At 71.2% G+C, this 16,477-nt stretch carries 15 protein-coding genes and 1 rRNA gene; 5 read left to right on the top strand and 11 right to left on the bottom strand.

The annotated features are described in order from the left end of the window. The 6 genes from ACN28G_RS24615 to ACN28G_RS24590 form a co-directional block, all read right to left on the bottom strand. Positions 1-1,803, bottom strand: coding sequence for an ABC transporter ATP-binding protein (locus ACN28G_RS24615; RefSeq protein WP_421480422.1), 1,803 nt, complete (start codon positions 1,801-1,803; stop codon positions 1-3). Beyond that, positions 1,800-2,570, bottom strand: coding sequence for a class I SAM-dependent methyltransferase (locus ACN28G_RS24610; RefSeq protein WP_421480421.1), 771 nt, complete (start codon positions 2,568-2,570; stop codon positions 1,800-1,802). The genes ACN28G_RS24615 and ACN28G_RS24610 overlap by 4 nt, the downstream gene beginning before the upstream one ends. Then, the gene (locus ACN28G_RS24605; protein ID WP_421480420.1) at positions 2,563-3,132 is read right to left on the bottom strand and encodes a DUF5819 family protein; all 570 of its coding nucleotides are present in this window, start codon (positions 3,130-3,132) and stop codon (positions 2,563-2,565) included. The genes ACN28G_RS24610 and ACN28G_RS24605 overlap by 8 nt, the downstream gene beginning before the upstream one ends. Further along, positions 3,129-5,135 (bottom strand): alpha/beta fold hydrolase, encoded by a 2,007-nt coding sequence (locus ACN28G_RS24600; protein ID WP_421480419.1) that lies wholly within the window; start codon positions 5,133-5,135, stop codon positions 3,129-3,131. The genes ACN28G_RS24605 and ACN28G_RS24600 overlap by 4 nt, the downstream gene beginning before the upstream one ends. Before the next feature lie 96 nt (positions 5,136-5,231). Continuing rightward, positions 5,232-5,459, bottom strand: a complete 228-nt coding sequence (locus ACN28G_RS24595; protein ID WP_091445304.1) for a hypothetical protein — start codon at positions 5,457-5,459, stop codon at positions 5,232-5,234. 33 nt (positions 5,460-5,492) lie between these two features. Next, entirely contained in the window at positions 5,493-5,720 is a 228-nt protein-coding gene (locus ACN28G_RS24590) for a hypothetical protein (RefSeq protein ID WP_091445301.1), read from the bottom strand. 162 nt (positions 5,721-5,882) lie between these two features. Here ACN28G_RS24590 and ACN28G_RS24585 point away from each other — a divergent pair, with 162 nt between their 5' ends. The 3 genes from ACN28G_RS24585 to ACN28G_RS24575 are packed head-to-tail and all read left to right on the top strand — an operon-like array spanning position 5,883 to position 8,079. Further along, complete coding sequence (locus tag ACN28G_RS24585; protein ID WP_217628877.1) at positions 5,883-6,383, top strand: helix-turn-helix domain-containing protein; 501 nt, start codon at positions 5,883-5,885, stop codon at positions 6,381-6,383. Further along, positions 6,373-6,885, top strand: a complete 513-nt coding sequence (locus ACN28G_RS24580; RefSeq protein WP_175440695.1) for a hypothetical protein — start codon at positions 6,373-6,375, stop codon at positions 6,883-6,885. Before ACN28G_RS24585 ends, ACN28G_RS24580 begins: the two co-directional genes overlap by 11 nt. A gap of 15 nt (positions 6,886-6,900) precedes the next feature. After that, positions 6,901-8,079, top strand: coding sequence for an MAB_1171c family putative transporter (locus ACN28G_RS24575; protein WP_421480418.1), 1,179 nt, complete (start codon positions 6,901-6,903; stop codon positions 8,077-8,079). A 79-nt stretch (positions 8,080-8,158) separates the two neighbouring features. Here the strand turns inward: ACN28G_RS24575 and ACN28G_RS24570 are convergent, their stop codons facing one another. From ACN28G_RS24570 to ACN28G_RS24550, 5 genes are all read right to left on the bottom strand, one after another. Next, on the bottom strand, positions 8,159-10,195 hold the full coding sequence (locus ACN28G_RS24570) for a cellulase family glycosylhydrolase (protein WP_421480967.1): 2,037 nt from the start codon (positions 10,193-10,195) through the stop codon (positions 8,159-8,161). A 184-nt stretch (positions 10,196-10,379) separates the two neighbouring features. After that, on the bottom strand, positions 10,380-11,807 hold the full coding sequence (locus tag ACN28G_RS24565; RefSeq protein ID WP_421480417.1) for a DUF6297 family protein: 1,428 nt from the start codon (positions 11,805-11,807) through the stop codon (positions 10,380-10,382). Then, on the bottom strand, positions 11,804-12,421 hold the full coding sequence (locus tag ACN28G_RS24560) for an ABC transporter ATP-binding protein (RefSeq protein ID WP_229688686.1): 618 nt from the start codon (positions 12,419-12,421) through the stop codon (positions 11,804-11,806). The genes ACN28G_RS24565 and ACN28G_RS24560 overlap by 4 nt, the downstream gene beginning before the upstream one ends. A gap of 47 nt (positions 12,422-12,468) precedes the next feature. Then, entirely contained in the window at positions 12,469-13,278 is an 810-nt protein-coding gene (locus ACN28G_RS24555) for a hypothetical protein (protein ID WP_421480416.1), read from the bottom strand. Positions 13,279-13,312: 34 nt separating this feature from the next. Further along, positions 13,313-13,735 carry an SRPBCC family protein gene (locus tag ACN28G_RS24550; protein WP_091445290.1) on the bottom strand — a complete coding sequence of 141 codons (423 nt, stop codon included), beginning with the start codon at positions 13,733-13,735 and terminating at the stop codon, positions 13,313-13,315. Between the two features lie 213 nt (positions 13,736-13,948). Here ACN28G_RS24550 and ACN28G_RS24545 point away from each other — a divergent pair, with 213 nt between their 5' ends. Further along, the gene (locus ACN28G_RS24545) at positions 13,949-14,206 is read left to right on the top strand and encodes an SCO4848 family membrane protein (RefSeq protein ID WP_421480415.1); all 258 of its coding nucleotides are present in this window, start codon (positions 13,949-13,951) and stop codon (positions 14,204-14,206) included. Positions 14,207-14,832: 626 nt separating this feature from the next. Next, positions 14,833-16,347: ribosomal RNA gene (locus tag ACN28G_RS24540) — 16S ribosomal RNA — on the top strand. Positions 16,348-16,477 lie beyond the last annotated feature (130 nt).

Here is a 16,477-nt window from a genome sequence, read left to right as displayed (position 1 = left end):
TCAGACCAGCGCCTGTTCCGCTGCCAGGCTGGCGTAGAGCGCATCGGTGCGGACCAGGTCCGGATGCGAACCCACGGAACGGGCCGTGCCATTCTCCAGCACCACGATCTGCTCGGCGGCGAGGACCGTGGAGAGCCGGTGCGCCACCACGACCACCGTGGTCCGGCGGGACACCTCCTGGATCACCTCGCGCAACGCGGCCTCGTTGGCGGCGTCCAGTTGTGAGGTCACCTCGTCGAGCAGCAGCAGCCGGGGTCGGCGCAGCAACGCGCGGGCCACCGCGATCCGCTGCCGTTCGCCGCCGGAGAGGGAGAGGCCCCGGTGCCGGATCGGCGCGTCCAGGTCGCCGCCGAGGCGGTCCAGCAGGGTGTGCAGCCGGGTGGTCCGCAGTACCTCGCGGATCTCCTCGTCGGTGGCGCCGGGGGTGGCGTACGCGACGTTCTCCCGGAGCGTGCCGGCGAGCACGGCGACGTCCTGCTCGACGTACCCGATGGCGGCCCGTAGTTCGGTGAGCGGCCAGTCGGCCAGCGGCCGGCCGTCGAGGAGGATCCGGCCCTGCTGCGGCTCGACGAAGCGTTCGATCAGGGCGAGCACCGTGGTCTTGCCCGAGCCGGAGGGGCCGACCAGGGCGGTCAGCCCGCCCGCCGGCACCCGCAGGGTGAGTTCGCGCAGCGCCGGTTCGTCCCGGTCCGGGTACCCGAAGCAGACCCCTTCGAAGACCACCTCCGCCGGCCCGCCGCCCCGCTCGTGAACCCCTGCGGCAGCGGCTCCAGCCGGCACGACCGCAACAGCGGCGGCCCCAGCCGGCTCCGCCGCGGGGGGCAGGTCGATCGGCTCGGTGGGCAGCGCGTCGATCTCGGCGATCCGGGTCAGTGCCGCCCGCCCGATCTGCAGGTAGGTGCTGGCGCCGATGAGCTGCATCACCGGATGGGTCAGGTAGGCCACGTAGAGCAGGAAGGCCACCAGCGCCGAGACCGGCATCGCGCCGCTGGCCACCCGCGCGCCGCCGACGCCGAGCACCACCAGGAACGCGACCTGGATGGCCAGGCCGGCACTGGTGCCGGCGACCGAGCCCCAGCGGGCCAGGCTCACCCCCTGCCGGTACGCGGCCAGCGCCGCCGCGTCGATCCGGGCCGCCTCGGTGGCCTCGGTGCCGGAGGCCTTCATGGTGGTGAAGGCGCCCAGCGCCCGCTCCAGGGCGGCACCCATCTCGCCCACCGACTCCTGCGAGCGCAGCGCGGCCGACCGGATCCGGGGCATCAGCAGCCCCATGATGACCACCAGCAGCACCACCACGACCGCGGTCACCCCGAGCAGGGCCAGGTCGACCACGGCCATCAGCGCCACCGCGCCGAGCAGCATGACGCCGCCGGTGAAGAGGTCGATCAGGGACTGGCTGGCGATCTGCCGCAGCAGCATGGTGTCCCCGGCGACCCGGGCCAGCAGGTCACCGGGGGCCTGCCGCTGCAACGCCGGCACGGTGAGCCGCAGCAGGTGCCGGACCAGGCCGCGCCGGCCGTCCAGGGCGACCGCCTCGGCGGTCCGCAGGATCAGGTAGTTGCCGACGCCGAGCAGCAGGGCAGCGAGGAGCACCAGCCCGGTCAGGACGGCCAGCGCCCCACCCACGCCCTGCCCGGCGGTGAGGCCGTCGATCAGCGCCTTGGCGGCCAGCGGCTGGGCCAGCCCGAGCAGGCTGGAGGCGAGCAGCAGCACGCCGGCGGCCACGAACGGCCCCCGGTGCGGCCGGACGTAGTCGCTGATCATGCGCAGCCAGTGCCGCTCACCGGCGGCCGGCGTACTCACTTGTCACCCGGGGCGCGGTAGACGGTGACGTACATCGGCTCCACGCCGGTGAAGTCGTTGCCGGCCCAGTCGCCGTGCCGGGCGACCGGGACCAGGCCGGCCTGTTCGGCGTACCCGTCGATCTCGTCGGGGGTGGTCAGCCGGCTCAGTTCGGTGGCGATCCGGGAGCGGCCCTGCTCGATCCAGATGTGTGCCAGGTGCCAGATGCCGTTCTGCACGTCGATCGTGGAATAGGAGAGCAGTCCGGTGTCGGGGCCCGGGTAGGGCACGAAGAAGGAGTCCCGGGCCCGGCCCTGGTTGAGCACGGCCAGCGCGAACTCCGGGTTGTGGGTCTCCACCACCAGGGTTCCGCCGGGGGCCAGCCGGGCGGCGGCGGCCGTCACGACCCGCTGCTGCTCCTGCGGGTCCAGCAGCATCGACAACGTGCCGCAGACGCAGTAGACCAGCCCGTACCGGCGGTCGTCGGCCCAGTCGCGGACGTCGCCGTGCACCGGGGTGACCGGGCGGGGCCGGTCGGCCAGTTGGGCCCGCAGCGCGTCGAGCATCTCCGGTGAGGAGTCCACCCCGACGATCTCGCCCACCCGGTCGGCCAGCGGCAGGGCGATCCGGCCGGTGCCGACGCCGAACTCCAGGGTGGGCGCGTCGCCACCGGGGTGCAGGGCGGCGAGGTACCCGACGGCCGGCTCGGCCGCCGCCCCGCCCGGGAAGAGCCGGTCGTAGAAGTCGACGAACTGCCGTCCGTAGCCGATGTCGGCGATCTCAGTCATCTGTGCTGCCCTCCGGCAGTGGTTCGAACGGGGAGACGAGCAGGTAGTCCGGCTTGTGCGACTCGTCGTAGCCGGCGCTGCGGGCGATCACGAACTGGAACCCCCGGGGTACGTCCGCACCGGCGTACTGCCGGCGTACGGCGTGCTCGACGAAGTCCCGCAGCACCTCGTACGGCGGGGTGGTGGTGATCTCGACACCGGGGGTGCCCAGGTGCACGATCAGGTCGGCGCAGATGTCGAAGATCGCCTTGTCCTGCCGGCGTTCCGGGAACCAGACCACCTGCCGCCAGTGCCGGCGTGGGATGTGCGTGGTCTCCACCCAGCGGGTCTGCTCGCCGTCGGCGGTGAGCACCCGGTGCAGGACGTGGAAGTCGTGCTGCGCCGGCTCGGGGGCGAAGAACCGCCAGTTGCCGATCAACAGCCCGGGTACGTCGTACCGGCGGAACCGGTCGAAGACCTGCTGCGGGTGCTGGCTGAGCACGGTCACCCCGAACCAGCCGACCAGGCCGGCGGTGATCGCCGTGGTCAGCGGGCGCAGATCCGAACCGACTCGGCGGCTCACCGGCCGACCTCCGTGCCGCGTCCGGTCACGTCACCGGACCCGGCGGTGTCGCCTGGCCCGGCGGTGTCACTCGGCCCGGCACCGTTGTCCGTGCCGGCACCGTCGCCCGGCCCGGCACCGTCGCCCGCTTCGGTGACGTCGTCGACGAAGGCGGTGAGGATCTTGACGACCTCCTCGGCCCGGTCGGCGTCGGTGAGGATCTCGTCGTGGTCGGCGTCGGCGACCACGTGCCGCTCGGCCCGGGGCGCCGCCGCGGCGAACTCGTCGTGCAGGTCGGCCTGGACCGCGTCGGTCCGCGCCGTCCGGCCGGCTGTCACCACCACCAGCGGTACGTCGATCCGGGGCAGCCCGGTCGACCCGTCCTCGAACCGTTCCCGCACCACCTGCCACTCCCGCCGGGCGGCGGCCCAGAGTTCCGGGTCGCGGTACTGGGCCAGGGCGAGCGGGCGGACCGGCTCGGGCAGCCGGTCGATCCAGGCGGCCCGGGGCAGCAGCGAACCGAAGCCGATCCGCAGCGAGCCGGGCATGATGGCCAGCGTGCTGGTCAACGCCCGGCCCCCCTCGGCCTGACGCAGCGACCGGCGCAGCTCGGCCGGGTGGCTGGAGTCGACCAGGGCCACCCCGCGTACCCGGGTGCCGAGCCGCTCGGCGGCGAGCAGCGCGAGGTACCCGCCGAGGGAGTGCCCGACCAGGACCACCGGACGCTCGCCGGCGACGTGCCGGGTCAGCTCGACCAGATCGTCCACCATGGTCTCGAACCGGTACGGCCCGGTGCCCCGGTACCGGCTGGCCCCGTAGCCGGCCCGCTGGTAGGTGACCGTGGTGAACCGGCCACCGAGGGGACCGGCGATCCGTTCCCAGTGCTCGGCGGTCGCGGCCATCCCGCTCTCCAACAGCACCACCGGCCCCGCGTCGACGGCCCCATCGGGCCGTGCTCCGGTGCGGACGGCCCCACCGGGCTGGGCTCCCGTGCCGGCGTACCGGTAGGAGAGGACGTTGCCGGCGGTGGTGGTGAAGGTGTGCTCGTCGCCGCGCCCCCGCTCGATCAGCCGGCGGCGGCGGACCCGGGCGACCTGGCCGGCGGTGAGCAGCGCCAGTCCGGCGGCGGCGGCCACCGCGGGCAGGGTGTCGTCCCGGCGTACGCCGTCGGCGTCGCCGGTCCGTCGCCAGTCCCGGGTGGTGTAGGCGACCGCCGGGTAGGTGGAGGTGAACGCCCAGAAGAACCGACCCAGCCCCATCACCCTCGCGTTCACCAGGTGGAACGCGCCGGCGGTGGCGAGCAGGTACGGCGCGGGGCGGCCCCGGGCGGCGTACGCCAGCGGGAAGGCGCACTCCATCGCCAGTACGCCGTGGGCGGCGAGCCTGGTCAGCCGGGGGTAGCGGCGCATCAGCTGCCAGACCTGCGGGTCGCCGTAGGTGAGGGTCCGGGCGATGCCGGGCAGGGCCCGTCCGCTGCGCCAGGTCTCGCTGGGCAGCTTGACCCAGCCGGAGACGGTGTACGACAGCACCGACTGGAGGGCGACGAACCAGAGGCAGGCGTCGACCACGGCGGGTCGGCGCTGGCCGACGCGGGCGGCGGTGGTGAGCGCCTGGACGAGGAAGGAGACCTGGTCGGCGCCGTCGCTGCCGTAGAGGTGCTGGGCGTGCAGTGCGGCCTGGCTGCCGGTGAGCACCGCGTTGGCGGCGACCCGCTGCCGGCGGCTGAGCGGCAGCCAGAGCGCGGCTGCCGCGACGGCCCGGCTGACGTGCAGCGCGGTGACCACCCGGTCGTTGGCGGCCAGGTCCAGCGCCCGGGTCAGGCGGGGGGCGTGCTCGTGGAAGGTACGCCGGTTCACCGCCCAGTTGTTCGCCCCGCCCCGCTGCCGGTCCCGGCGTCGGGTGAGGTACTCCAGGCTGGCGAAGAGGTGGGTCACCGAGCTGATCCGCTCGGTCCAGTTCAGCACGGCGGAGCGGTCGAACGCGGCGGGCGGCCGGAGCCGTCGGTGCCAGGGTGCTCGCTTCATGAGGTTGCGCTTCCTGATGGTGCGGGCCGGGGTGGACGGGCCGGCGTGCCACCGTGACGGCACACCGGCCCGGGTGGTGCTATCGGATCCGGTTCGTCACTTCGGTCGGGGCGTGGTGCCGCCGAGGTTGCGCCCGACGACGTAGCCGGCACCGAAGAGCGCCGCCACCGAGCCGACCAGGCCGACTCCGGCCGCCACCCCGACGATGGTCGCCGGAGTGGCCAGCACCGGCATCCCACCGACCTGGTTGCACGCCTCGTCGCTGTGGATCGGGATCGCGGCGAGGGCGGGGTCCGCGTTCACCTTCGTGGCGAGAACGGACATGGGTCACCTCCTGATTGGGTGGCTGGTCAGCGACTACTTCGGCCGGGGCGTGACGGTGCCCTCGGCCATGTTGCGGACGATGCCCACCATGTAGCCGGCGTGGAACGCCACGGCGCCGACGGCGACGCCGAGCGCCACCGCCGTCGGGGTGGCGAGCACCGGGGTGAGCCCGGCCAGGCCCTGTGCGGTCCGGTCGGCCTCGTTGAGCTCGCCGAACATCTCCAGGGAGACGTCGTTGGTGTGGTCGACAAGTGCGGTCATCTGTTTCACCTCCTCCCGGACAGCTCTCAGCCAGCATGAAAGGCGGCGCGCTCGCCATTCATCTCAGCTAAAATTTCTGAATCGCTAGGATGTCCGAGGGGGTCGCCGCCGTCAACCACGGAGCACGGGATCCACCCGATCCGGCGAGGGGAGGGGCACCGCATGGACCACCCGAGCGCGGGCACCCTCGCCGACAAGATCAACAGACTCTTCGAGGTGGTCCGCCGCCCCGACCGGGAGCCGTACCGCAACGAGGAGGTGGCCACCGCCTGCCGCGAGGCCACCGGGGAGAGCTTCTCCACGACGTACCTCTGGCAGCTGCGCAACGGCCGACGGACCAACCCCACCAAGCGGCACCTGGAAGCCCTCGCCCAGTTCTTCCAGGTGCCGGCGGCCTACTTCTTCGACGACGAGCGCAGCGCCCGCATCGTCGAGGAGCTGGAGCTGCTCGGCGCGCTGCGCGACAGCGCGGTCCGGCAGATCGCGCTGCGCGCGGTCACCCTCTCACCGGAGGGGCTGGACACCATCAGCGACATGATCGAGGCCATCGGGCGGCGCGAGGCCCGTCGCGCCGGCGCGCCGGTGGAGCGCGGTGCCGCTCCCGGCGCTCCCGTGGAGCGCGGTGCCGCCCCGGTCGCGCCGGTGGAGCGCGATGGCGGTTGACCGGGGCATGTGGCGCCGGTGCCAGCGGATCGTCGACGCGCTGAGCATCCCGACGCCGTTCGAGCCGACCCGGTTCGTCGACGGGCTGGCCCGTCAGCGGGGCCGGCCGGTCGAGCTGGTGCCGATGCCCGGCGGCGCCACCCAGTGCGGCGCGTTGGTCGCCACCGATCAGGCCGACTACCTCTTCTACGCCACCAGCACCACCCGACTGCACCAGGAGCACATCCTGCTGCACGAGGTCGGGCACCTGCTCTGCGGCCACGTCGACGACCGTTCGCTGGCCGCACTGCCCGCCCTGCTGCTGCCGAACCTCTCCGCCGACCTGGTCCGTCGGGTGCTCGGCCGCTCCGACTACTCGGCCGCCCAGGAGCAGGAGGCCGAGCTGGTCGCCTCGATGATCGCCCAACGCGCCCGCCGGCTACCGACCGGCGGTCCCGGCCCGGTCACCCCCGAGGTCGCCGACGGGCTGGCCCGACTCGGCTCGATCTTCGACGCCGGCTGAGCGGGGCCGGGCACCGTGTTGACCTGGCTGAACTTCACCGCCCTGGCGCTGGCCGTCGGGGTCGCCGGCTACAAACTCGTGCCGGTACGCGGCCGGCGGCGCGCCGCCGGCACCCGGTACCTCTCCGCGTTCTTCCTCTGCATCGGTCTCGGGTTGGCCGTGATGGCACACCCGGTGCTGGTCGCGATCAGCCACGTCGAGCCGGTACCGAACCTCGGTCGGCTGCTCGGCAACGGCCTGGAGATGCTCGCCGCGTACTTCCTCGGCGCGCTCGGCCAGAGCATCGCCCGCCCGGCCGGCACCCGTCGGTGGCTGCGCCGGCACACGGTCCTGCTGGTCGGCACGGTCCTGCTGATGGGGGCGCTGCTGGCCGGCGCGGACACCGCCTTCACGTTGAATTTCGTCAACGCGTACTCCCGGGACCCGCTGGTGGTCGGCTACCTCGTCGTCTTCTTCAGCTACATCGCGCTCTGCCTGGTCACCTTCATCACCAGCGTGGGCGGCTACCTACGGCACGTGACCGAACCGGTGCTGCGGACCGGACTGGCGCTGGTGGTCACCGGGGCCGCGCTCGGCATCGTCTGGGCGGCCTGGTCCGGGGTCCGGCCGGTGGTCACCCTGGTCAGCGGCCGGTCCCTGGCCACCACGTTGCCGATCGGCAGCACCCTGGGTTCGATCTGCATGCTGCTCTGGCTGATCGGGGCGACCCTGACCGCCTGGGGCGACCGGATCACCGCGCCACTGCGCTGGCTGCGGGCGGTGCGTCGGCTGCGCCGGATCGACCCGCTCTGGCGGGCGCTGCGGGCCGCGCTGCCGCAGATCACGCTCAACACCAGCGGCGGCTGGCCGCTGCCCGGTGCGGAGTTCGCGCTCTACCGGCGGGTGATCGAGGTCCGCGACGCCCAGCTGACGCTGCGGTCGTACGCGCATCCGGACGTGCCCCGCTGGGTCGGCCCGGCGGCTGACCCGGCCACCGTGGAGGCGGCGGTGATCGCCGCCGCCCTGGTCGGTCACGCCCACAGGCGGGACTACCGGGCCGAGCACCCCTTCCAGGACGTGGACGCCTCGGTGGCCTCGGAGAGCGCCTGGCTGGCCCGGGTGGCCCGGCAGTTCACCGACTCGGCGGAGGTCGACCGGGTCCGGCACCTCGCCGCCGAAGCGGCCACTGCCGCAGACCCCGCCCAGCGGTCGTAGCCGCCCCGGTCGCGCCTCGACCGGGGCGACGGGCCGTGACCGGCTGGCGGTCACGGCCCGTCGTGGGCGGGCTCGGGCGTCAGCCCACCCGGGCGGCGCTGGCGGTGGTGCCGGTGACGGTGTCACCCGACCTGGTGACGTGGTAGGTGACCGTCGCACCGCTCCAGAAGTGGAAGGTGAGGGTCACCCGCGCACCGTCGTTGACCTCGGCGAAGAACTCCGGGGTCAGCTCGATGGTGTTGGCCGCGTAGTCGGGTGAGAAGGCGACGTCGAACTCCTTGTACGACGTCCAGTTGTGCGGGCCGGCGTTGCTGCCGTCGGCGTACCTGGCCTCCATGGTGGCGAGCTGGTCACCCCGGAACTGGGTCGGGACGGTGAAGGCGCTGGTCGCCCCGGTGGCGTTGGACACCGTCGGCGGGTCGTACGAGATCACGTCGATCCGCCACGGCACCCCGGCGGAGAACCGGGCCGACAGGGTGGCCCGCACCCCGTACGCCCGGTTGCCGACCAGTCGGGTCAACGCGCCCGCGGTGAGGGTGAGCTGGTCGCCGGAGACCGTGTAGTCGGTGCCCCGGACCAGCTCGGTGTTGCCCTGGCGCAGCCCGGTGAAGGTGGTGCCGTTCAGGTTCAGGGTCAGCGACCTGGCGCTGATCGACCCGGTACGCGGCACGTACACCTGGTCGGACGAGGCGGTGCCGGAGCGGGTGGTCCAGCTCGACCTGATCTGCCCCCACAGCTCCGGGTCGCGCCACTGGAAGGTGGTCCGGTCGAAGTGCTGCCCGTTGTCCCAGAGCTGGGTGGTCAGCCGCTTGGACCTCGCGTAGTGGCCGAGGAACTCGAAGAACTTGAGCTTCTCGCCCTGCTGGATGGTGCCGGTGTGCCGGTCGAAGCCGAGCAGACCGTACTCGCCGATGACCACCGGGATGCCCTTGGCGACGAAGGCGTTGTGCACCCGGTCGAAGGCGTCGGTGAGATCCTTCTGGGTGGTGGCGTCGAAGCGGGTGCCCCCGGCGACGTTCACGCTGAACGGCCAGTACCCGTAGAAGTGCACCGTGGCGATCAGGTTGCGGTCGTTGAGCTGGTTGAAGGTGGCGGTCAGCTCGTCGATGCGGGGCTGCTCGGACGAGGTGTGCAGGGTCGGCAGGACCAGCATCCGGGTCGCGTTGTTGCCGCCGGAGGCGCGCACGATCCGGTGGAAGTTGACGTTCAGCTCGTGCAGCAGCTGGGCGTTCTGCGCGTCGCCGGAGCTGTTGGCGAACTGCGGTTCGTTGACGCTCTCGAAGTGCAGCTTCGGTGGGGCGTCCTGGAACGCGGCGGCGATCTGGGTCCACAACGCGTTGTACCGGTTGAGCACGGTGGTCCGGTCGGTGGGCATCGCGTTGATCCACTGCCACGAGTCGTGGTGCAGGTTGATCATCACGTAGAAGCCGTCGTCCAGCGCCCAGCCGACCACCTCCTTGATCCGGTTCAGCCAGACCGGGTCGATGGTGTAGTCCGGGCCGGCCCCGTGGTGGTTGCTCCAGGTGACCGGGATCCGGATGCTCTTGAAGCCCTGGGCGCGGATGTTGTCCAGCTGTGCCTCGGTGACCCGGGGGTTGCCCCAGGCCGTCTCGTCGTCGCCGACCGCGTCGAAGGTGTTGCCGAGGTTCCAGCCCGGTTGCATCGCCGCCACGTAGGACATCGCGTCACCGGCCGGCGGCGGGGTCGTCGGCGGTGGCGTGACCGGCGGGGTGGTCGGCGGCGGGGTGGTGGGGCCGACGTTGCCGGTGCAGGTGACCCCGTTGAGGGCGAACGTGGTGGGCGCGGTGTTGCTGCCCGACCAGGAGCCGTTGAAGCCGAACGACGTGCTGCCGTTGGTGGCCAGGCTGGCGTTGTAGCTCAGGCTGGTGGCGGTGACGTTGGCGCCGGCGGCGGTGACGGTGGCGTTCCACGCCGAGGCCACCTGCTGTCCGGAGGGGAACGTCCAGGTCAGCCGCCAGCCGTTGACCGGATCGCCGAGGTTGGTCACGGCCACGTTGGCGGTGAAGCCACCGGGCCACTGGTTGGCGGTGTACGCCACCCGGCAGCCGGCCGCTGCCTGGGCGCTCACCGCGAAGGTCATTCCGAGGCTGACCATCAGCACCGTCAGGGTGCCGGTGATCAGACCGAGTCGCCATCGTGCTCGCATCGACGTGCCTGTTGTGCCGGCCATGACGCTCCTCGCCTGTGGACTACCGGACCGGCAGGTTAAGTTGGGGAGTCAAACTTTGTCAATCGGCCAATGCCTATATAGAGGCCTGTTGGCGCAGTTCAGGGGCGGGTCAGGTGAGCAGCAGGCGCGCGACGACCACCACGGCCACCACGTCCCAGCCCCGAAGCAGCTGACTCAGCAGACCGACCGGGATCATCCCGAACGGGGTGTCCACCATCGCCGTGTCGTACGACATGGGTGGCTTGGTGGCGGCCCGGTACGCGCCAGCCACCACCCCGAGCACCAGCACCACCGTCAGCCAGCCCGGCTGCGCCCCACCGACCGGCAGGGTGACCACCCACCAGAGCGCCGCCCCGACCGCCGGCCAGACCAGGTGCACCAGCCGGACGGCGGTGTCGTCACCGCCCAACACCCGCCGTAGACCCGGCGAACGGCTCACCGCCCGCAGCCCACCGGCGAGCCGGCCCGCGGCCAGGAACGCCCCGACCACCTGGGCCGTACCGGCCGCCACCGGCACCGCCACGGCCACCGCGTACTGCAGCAGCACCAGGGCCACCCACGCCGTGGGGGCACTCGGATGCCGACGCAACCGGCGTGCCTCGGCCTGCAACAGCACCCACCAGCGACGCCCGGCCAGGAACCGGCGGCTGCGGACCCGGCCCACCCCGCGCCACCGGCGGCTCTCCACCAGCCCGAAGAGCAGGGACGGATCCAACAGCACCGCCGCAGTGGCGGCGGCGTTGGCGAACTGCGCCCCGGTGGTCAGCGACGCCCGGTCCACCCGGGGCAGCGCCCGCAGCGCCAGTGCGCCGGTCAGCACCGCCAGCGGCAGCGCCACCACGACCACCAACAGGGCTACCGGTACGGACGGCCGGACCAACCCGAGACCGGTGAAGTGCGCGACGACCACGGTGACCGCGCCGAGCGCACCCGCGACCGTCGCCCCCGTACCGAGCAGCCGTGGCCAACGGCGACCGGGCAGGCTGCCCTGGGCGACGATGCTCAACCCGACCCCCGCCGCACCGCACGCCGCACCGGCCAGCGCCGCCAGCCTCAGGTCGGCGCGGTCGACCAGGGCGGTGCCGACCGCACCCAGCGCGGCACCGAGCAGTGCCCCGGCACCGGCGGCCAGCCCGATCAGCAACCCGGCCCGGGGCAACAACCAGGCCCGCCGGTCGACCGGGGCGCTCACCGCCCAGGCCTGGGTCGCCGGGGTGACCAGCACCGGCCCCAGCGCCCGCAGCCCCTGCCAACCGAGCCCGGCCACGGCCAGCAACGCGGCCCCGGCCAGCCAGTACCGCTCCGCCGGATCGGCCGGGTCGGCCGACGGGGAGTGCAGGTACTCCCGGACGTTGCTGACGAACGCCCAGCCGTACATCGCGGTGAAGAGCACCGCCATGTAGATGTCGGTGAGCAGGTCGCCCAGGGACGGCGGATGGTGCCGGCGACGGGCCCGACGCAGCCGGGACCGCAGCTGCCGGGCGCTGGGCACGCCCGACGGCGGTACGGTCCGGCTCGCCGCCGGTGCGGCGGTCACGTGCCGATCTCGACCTGGGTGTCGGCGACCGCCCCGATCAGGTCGGCGTCGTGCGAGGCCATCAGGACCGCCGTACCGGCGTCCCGCTCGCCGCGTAACCTCTCGGCCAGCCACGCCCGACCCCGGACGTCCAGGCGCTGCTCCGGCTCGTCCAGGATCAGCAGCCGGCGCGGCCGGACGAAACACGACGCCAGCGCGAGGCGTCGCCGCTGGCCGCTGGAGAGCGTGGCGGGCAGCTGGTCGCGGGCCCGCTCCAGCCCCAACTCGGCCAGCACCTCTGCCACGTCCGCACCGCTGCCGCCGTGCGCGTACGAGAGCAGTTCCAGGTGCTCGACCACGGAGAGATCGGGGAAGAAGTCGATGTCGTCCAGGGCGGCGGCGACGAAGGCCCGCACCCACGGATCTGTCTCGTACGCCCGTCGGCCGTCCACCAGCACCTCACCGTCGTCGGGCCGGTCGGCACCGACGACACACCGCAGCAGGGTGGTCTTGCCGGAGCCGTTCGGGCCCACCACGACAGCGATCCGACCCGGCGCCACCGTGAAGCTGACCTGGTCGAGCACGACCAGATCGCCGAAGCTGCGGCTCAACCCCCGTACCGTGAGCGCGTCCACAGCGGCCACTCTGCCAGACCGCCCCGGGCCGCGGACCCCGCACCGGGTCACCCGCAGCCGTCCGGCGCGCAGGGCACGAGCTGTTCACCCAGCACCCGTTGCAGGCTGAACACCAGCAGACTCACCGCGAGCGAGCCCACGATCGCCACCGCCAGGCCGAGGTACCAGCGCCGTCGTGGATCCGTACCAGGCGGATCCGTACCGACCGGGCCCGTCGGCCGGCGGGCGGCAACCCGCCAGGGATGCTCACGGGCCAGCCAGTAGAGCACCCCGAGACCCATCGACAGACCGAACAACCAGAACCAGAACCACCGGGTACCGGTCACCGGCGCCGGCCCGAAGACCAGCACCCCGAGTACGACCACCGCGGCGAGCGTGACCAGCAGCGGCACCGGCCCGGGCAACCCGGAGACGGGCGAGCGCACCGGCGTACCGGCCGCCCGCAGCCGCGTCGCCAGCTCCACAGCCTCCGGCTCCACAACCTCCGGCCCCGCGGACCAGACCCCGTCGAGCTGCACCGGATCCCGCACCGGTGTCGACTGGTCCGGCTCGACGTGTCGTACCCGGTGATCGGAGGTCCGCCAGACGAACACCGGGCCCTCGTTGCTGCCCTGGATCAGCTGGAACTCGTCGTGCCACCAACCGGTCGAGGAGGTCTGCCACGAGTTACCCCAGGCGTAGGCGACCAACCGTCCGGCTGCCAGGTCCGCCCGGGCCTCGGCCAACGTGCCGGTTCGCGGCATGCACCACCAGGTCGCCGCCGCCCAGACCACCCAGACGACGACCAGTCCGACCCGCAGTACCGACCACCAGTTCGGCGGCCACCATCGACGACCGTCCGACCCCGCTGCTGCCATGCCGGCATCGTGGCAGCAGCCGGCAACCCGGCGCTCACCCGGCGTGTTCGGCGTACCGGACGAGTCCCTCGGCCTCGGCGTCGACGTAGCGACGGGTTCGGCGGCCGACCAGCAGTCCCACCAGCGGTGCCAGCGGACCGGACTGGCGGATCCCCAGCTCGATCCGGAACCGGCCGTCCGGTGCCGACCCGACGGCATGCCACGCGACGCTGGTCACCCCGGGCAGGCTCGCGGTCCACTCGTAGGAGGAGCCGTCGACGTACCCGGTGACGGTCCACACCATCGGACGCAGGCCCGGCTGAACGATCCGGAACCGGTTCCCCGGCGCCACCGGACCGTCGAGGGCCTCCACCCGGGTCATCGAGGCCGTCCACCGGGGCCATTCGGTCGGATCGGTAAGCGCCCGCCAGAGCTCCGTCGGTCCGGCTGTGGTCAGAACGCTGGTGCGATGCTCCATCGGTCCTCCCGCTCGTCCTGATGATGGTGTCACGCGAAGAACCGGATCGATCGACGGAGGCAACCGTCCGTTCGCGGACCGGCAGTGTCCCGGTGGGCTGCTGGCACTGTCCCGGCGGGCTGCCGGCAGTGTCCCGGCGGGCTGGCGGAGACGGGTGGTCGGTGCGGGGAAGGCGGCGGTCGGTGGTCGGCGGCGCTGGCATACTCGGCTGCCATGGTGCTGTCGCGTGGCTGGTCACTGTTCCTGGTCGGGGTCGGCGTCTGGACCTGGGTGATCTGGCCCAGGTTCGCGGTCGCGATCTGGCAGGACCCCCGGGCCTGGGTGAGCGGCACCGTCGGGGACTGGCCGGCAGCCGGCTTTCTGTGGATCCACGCGCTGCTGATCGGTACCTCGCTGGCCGTCGGCACCACGGTGGGACTGCTCGGGATACGCGGCTGGCGAGCGCGCAAGGCCAGCTCACCGGGCGTGTGACGCGCGACGCTACCCCCCGATTTGACGATCAAACCCGGGTACGCGTAACTTTCTCTCTGCCAGCGCGGAACGGACGAACCGGGGCGAACACCCCGAGAGGCCGGAGCGCGGTGACAACGCCGAGGTCGGCGGGGGTCAACCCCGACGACAGCGGGCGGGCGGTGCCCCTGAAGCGGTCGACGAGGCCGATTTGGCGCGGCGGAGCCGACCGGGTAACGTTGTCGACCGGCAGAGCACCGGGCGAGCTTGCGGGAGACCGCGGCGGCCGGACTGCCAAACCCAAGACGGTACGCGGTGAGACACTGCTGCGCGCTGTGCTGGGTGCGCGACCCGTACGAACCGCGACAGACCGGGACACACGGTTTGACACGGGGCAGACGGTAAGGTAACGTAGTAAAAGTGCCCGGCGCGAGAGCGGCGGGGGCGAGCGGACGAAATACCCCAGGTGGGGCTCGGTGATGCCGGGTTTCTGGTTGGTGTGTGGTTGTTCTTTGAGAACTCAACAGGGTGCTTGATAAGCCAGTGCCAATTGTTTTATACCCCGGGCTGGCCGGTTTCGATCGGTTGGTTTCGGATTCCTTTGGCAACATGTTGTTTGTTGTCGGGGTTGATTTTTCGACAAGTTTTTGTTGGAGAGTTTGATCCTGGCTCAGGACGAACGCTGGCGGCGTGCTTAACACATGCAAGTCGAGCGGAAAGGCCCTTCGGGGTACTCGAGCGGCGAACGGGTGAGTAACACGTGAGCAACCTGCCCCAGGCTTTGGGATAACCCCGGGAAACCGGGGCTAATACCGAATATTACTGCTGATCGCATGGTTGGTGGTGGAAAGTTTTTCGGCTTAGGATGGGCTCGCGGCCTATCAGCTTGTTGGTGGGGTGATGGCCTACCAAGGCGACGACGGGTAGCCGGCCTGAGAGGGCGACCGGCCACACTGGGACTGAGACACGGCCCAGACTCCTACGGGAGGCAGCAGTGGGGAATATTGCACAATGGGCGGAAGCCTGATGCAGCGACGCCGCGTGAGGGATGACGGCCTTCGGGTTGTAAACCTCTTTCAGCAGGGACGAAGCGCAAGTGACGGTACCTGCAGAAGAAGCACCGGCCAACTACGTGCCAGCAGCCGCGGTAAGACGTAGGGTGCGAGCGTTGTCCGGATTTATTGGGCGTAAAGAGCTCGTAGGCGGCTTGTCGCGTCGACTGTGAAAACCCGCAGCTCAACTGCGGGCTTGCAGTCGATACGGGCAGGCTAGAGTTCGGTAGGGGAGACTGGAATTCCTGGTGTAGCGGTGAAATGCGCAGATATCAGGAGGAACACCGGTGGCGAAGGCGGGTCTCTGGGCCGATACTGACGCTGAGGAGCGAAAGCGTGGGGAGCGAACAGGATTAGATACCCTGGTAGTCCACGCTGTAAACGTTGGGCGCTAGGTGTGGGGGGCCTCTCCGGTTCTCTGTGCCGCAGCTAACGCATTAAGCGCCCCGCCTGGGGAGTACGGCCGCAAGGCTAAAACTCAAAGGAATTGACGGGGGCCCGCACAAGCGGCGGAGCATGCGGATTAATTCGATGCAACGCGAAGAACCTTACCTGGGTTTGACATGGCCGCAAAACCTCCAGAGATGGGGGGTCCTTCGGGGGCGGTCACAGGTGGTGCATGGCTGTCGTCAGCTCGTGTCGTGAGATGTTGGGTTAAGTCCCGCAACGAGCGCAACCCTCGTTCGATGTTGCCAGCGCGTTATGGCGGGGACTCATCGAAGACTGCCGGGGTCAACTCGGAGGAAGGTGGGGATGACGTCAAGTCATCATGCCCCTTATGTCCAGGGCTTCACGCATGCTACAATGGCCGGTACAATGGGCTGCGATACCGTGAGGTGGAGCGAATCCCAAAAAGCCGGTCTCAGTTCGGATCGGGGTCTGCAACTCGACCCCGTGAAGTCGGAGTCGCTAGTAATCGCAGATCAGCAACGCTGCGGTGAATACGTTCCCGGGCCTTGTACACACCGCCCGTCACGTCACGAAAGTCGGCAACACCCGAAGCCGGTGGCCCAACCCTTGTGGAGGGAGCCGTCGAAGGTGGGGCTGGCGATTGGGACGAAGTCGTAACAAGGTAGCCGTACCGGAAGGTGCGGCTGGATCACCTCCTTTCTAAGGAGCACCTTCCGACGAAAGTCGGTAAGGAGCCCGCACTGCCCGAATGTGGTGGTGGGGTGCTCGAATGGCGGAGACACTGGTGAGTTTTCTCCTGGCAACGGTCGGGGTCGTCTAGTACAGCTGC

This window comes from Micromonospora sp. WMMA1923, from assembly GCF_049179195.1.
GTDB lineage: Bacteria > Actinomycetota > Actinomycetes > Mycobacteriales > Micromonosporaceae > Micromonospora > Micromonospora yangpuensis.
This window is presented reverse-complemented; position numbering and strand designations above follow the sequence as displayed.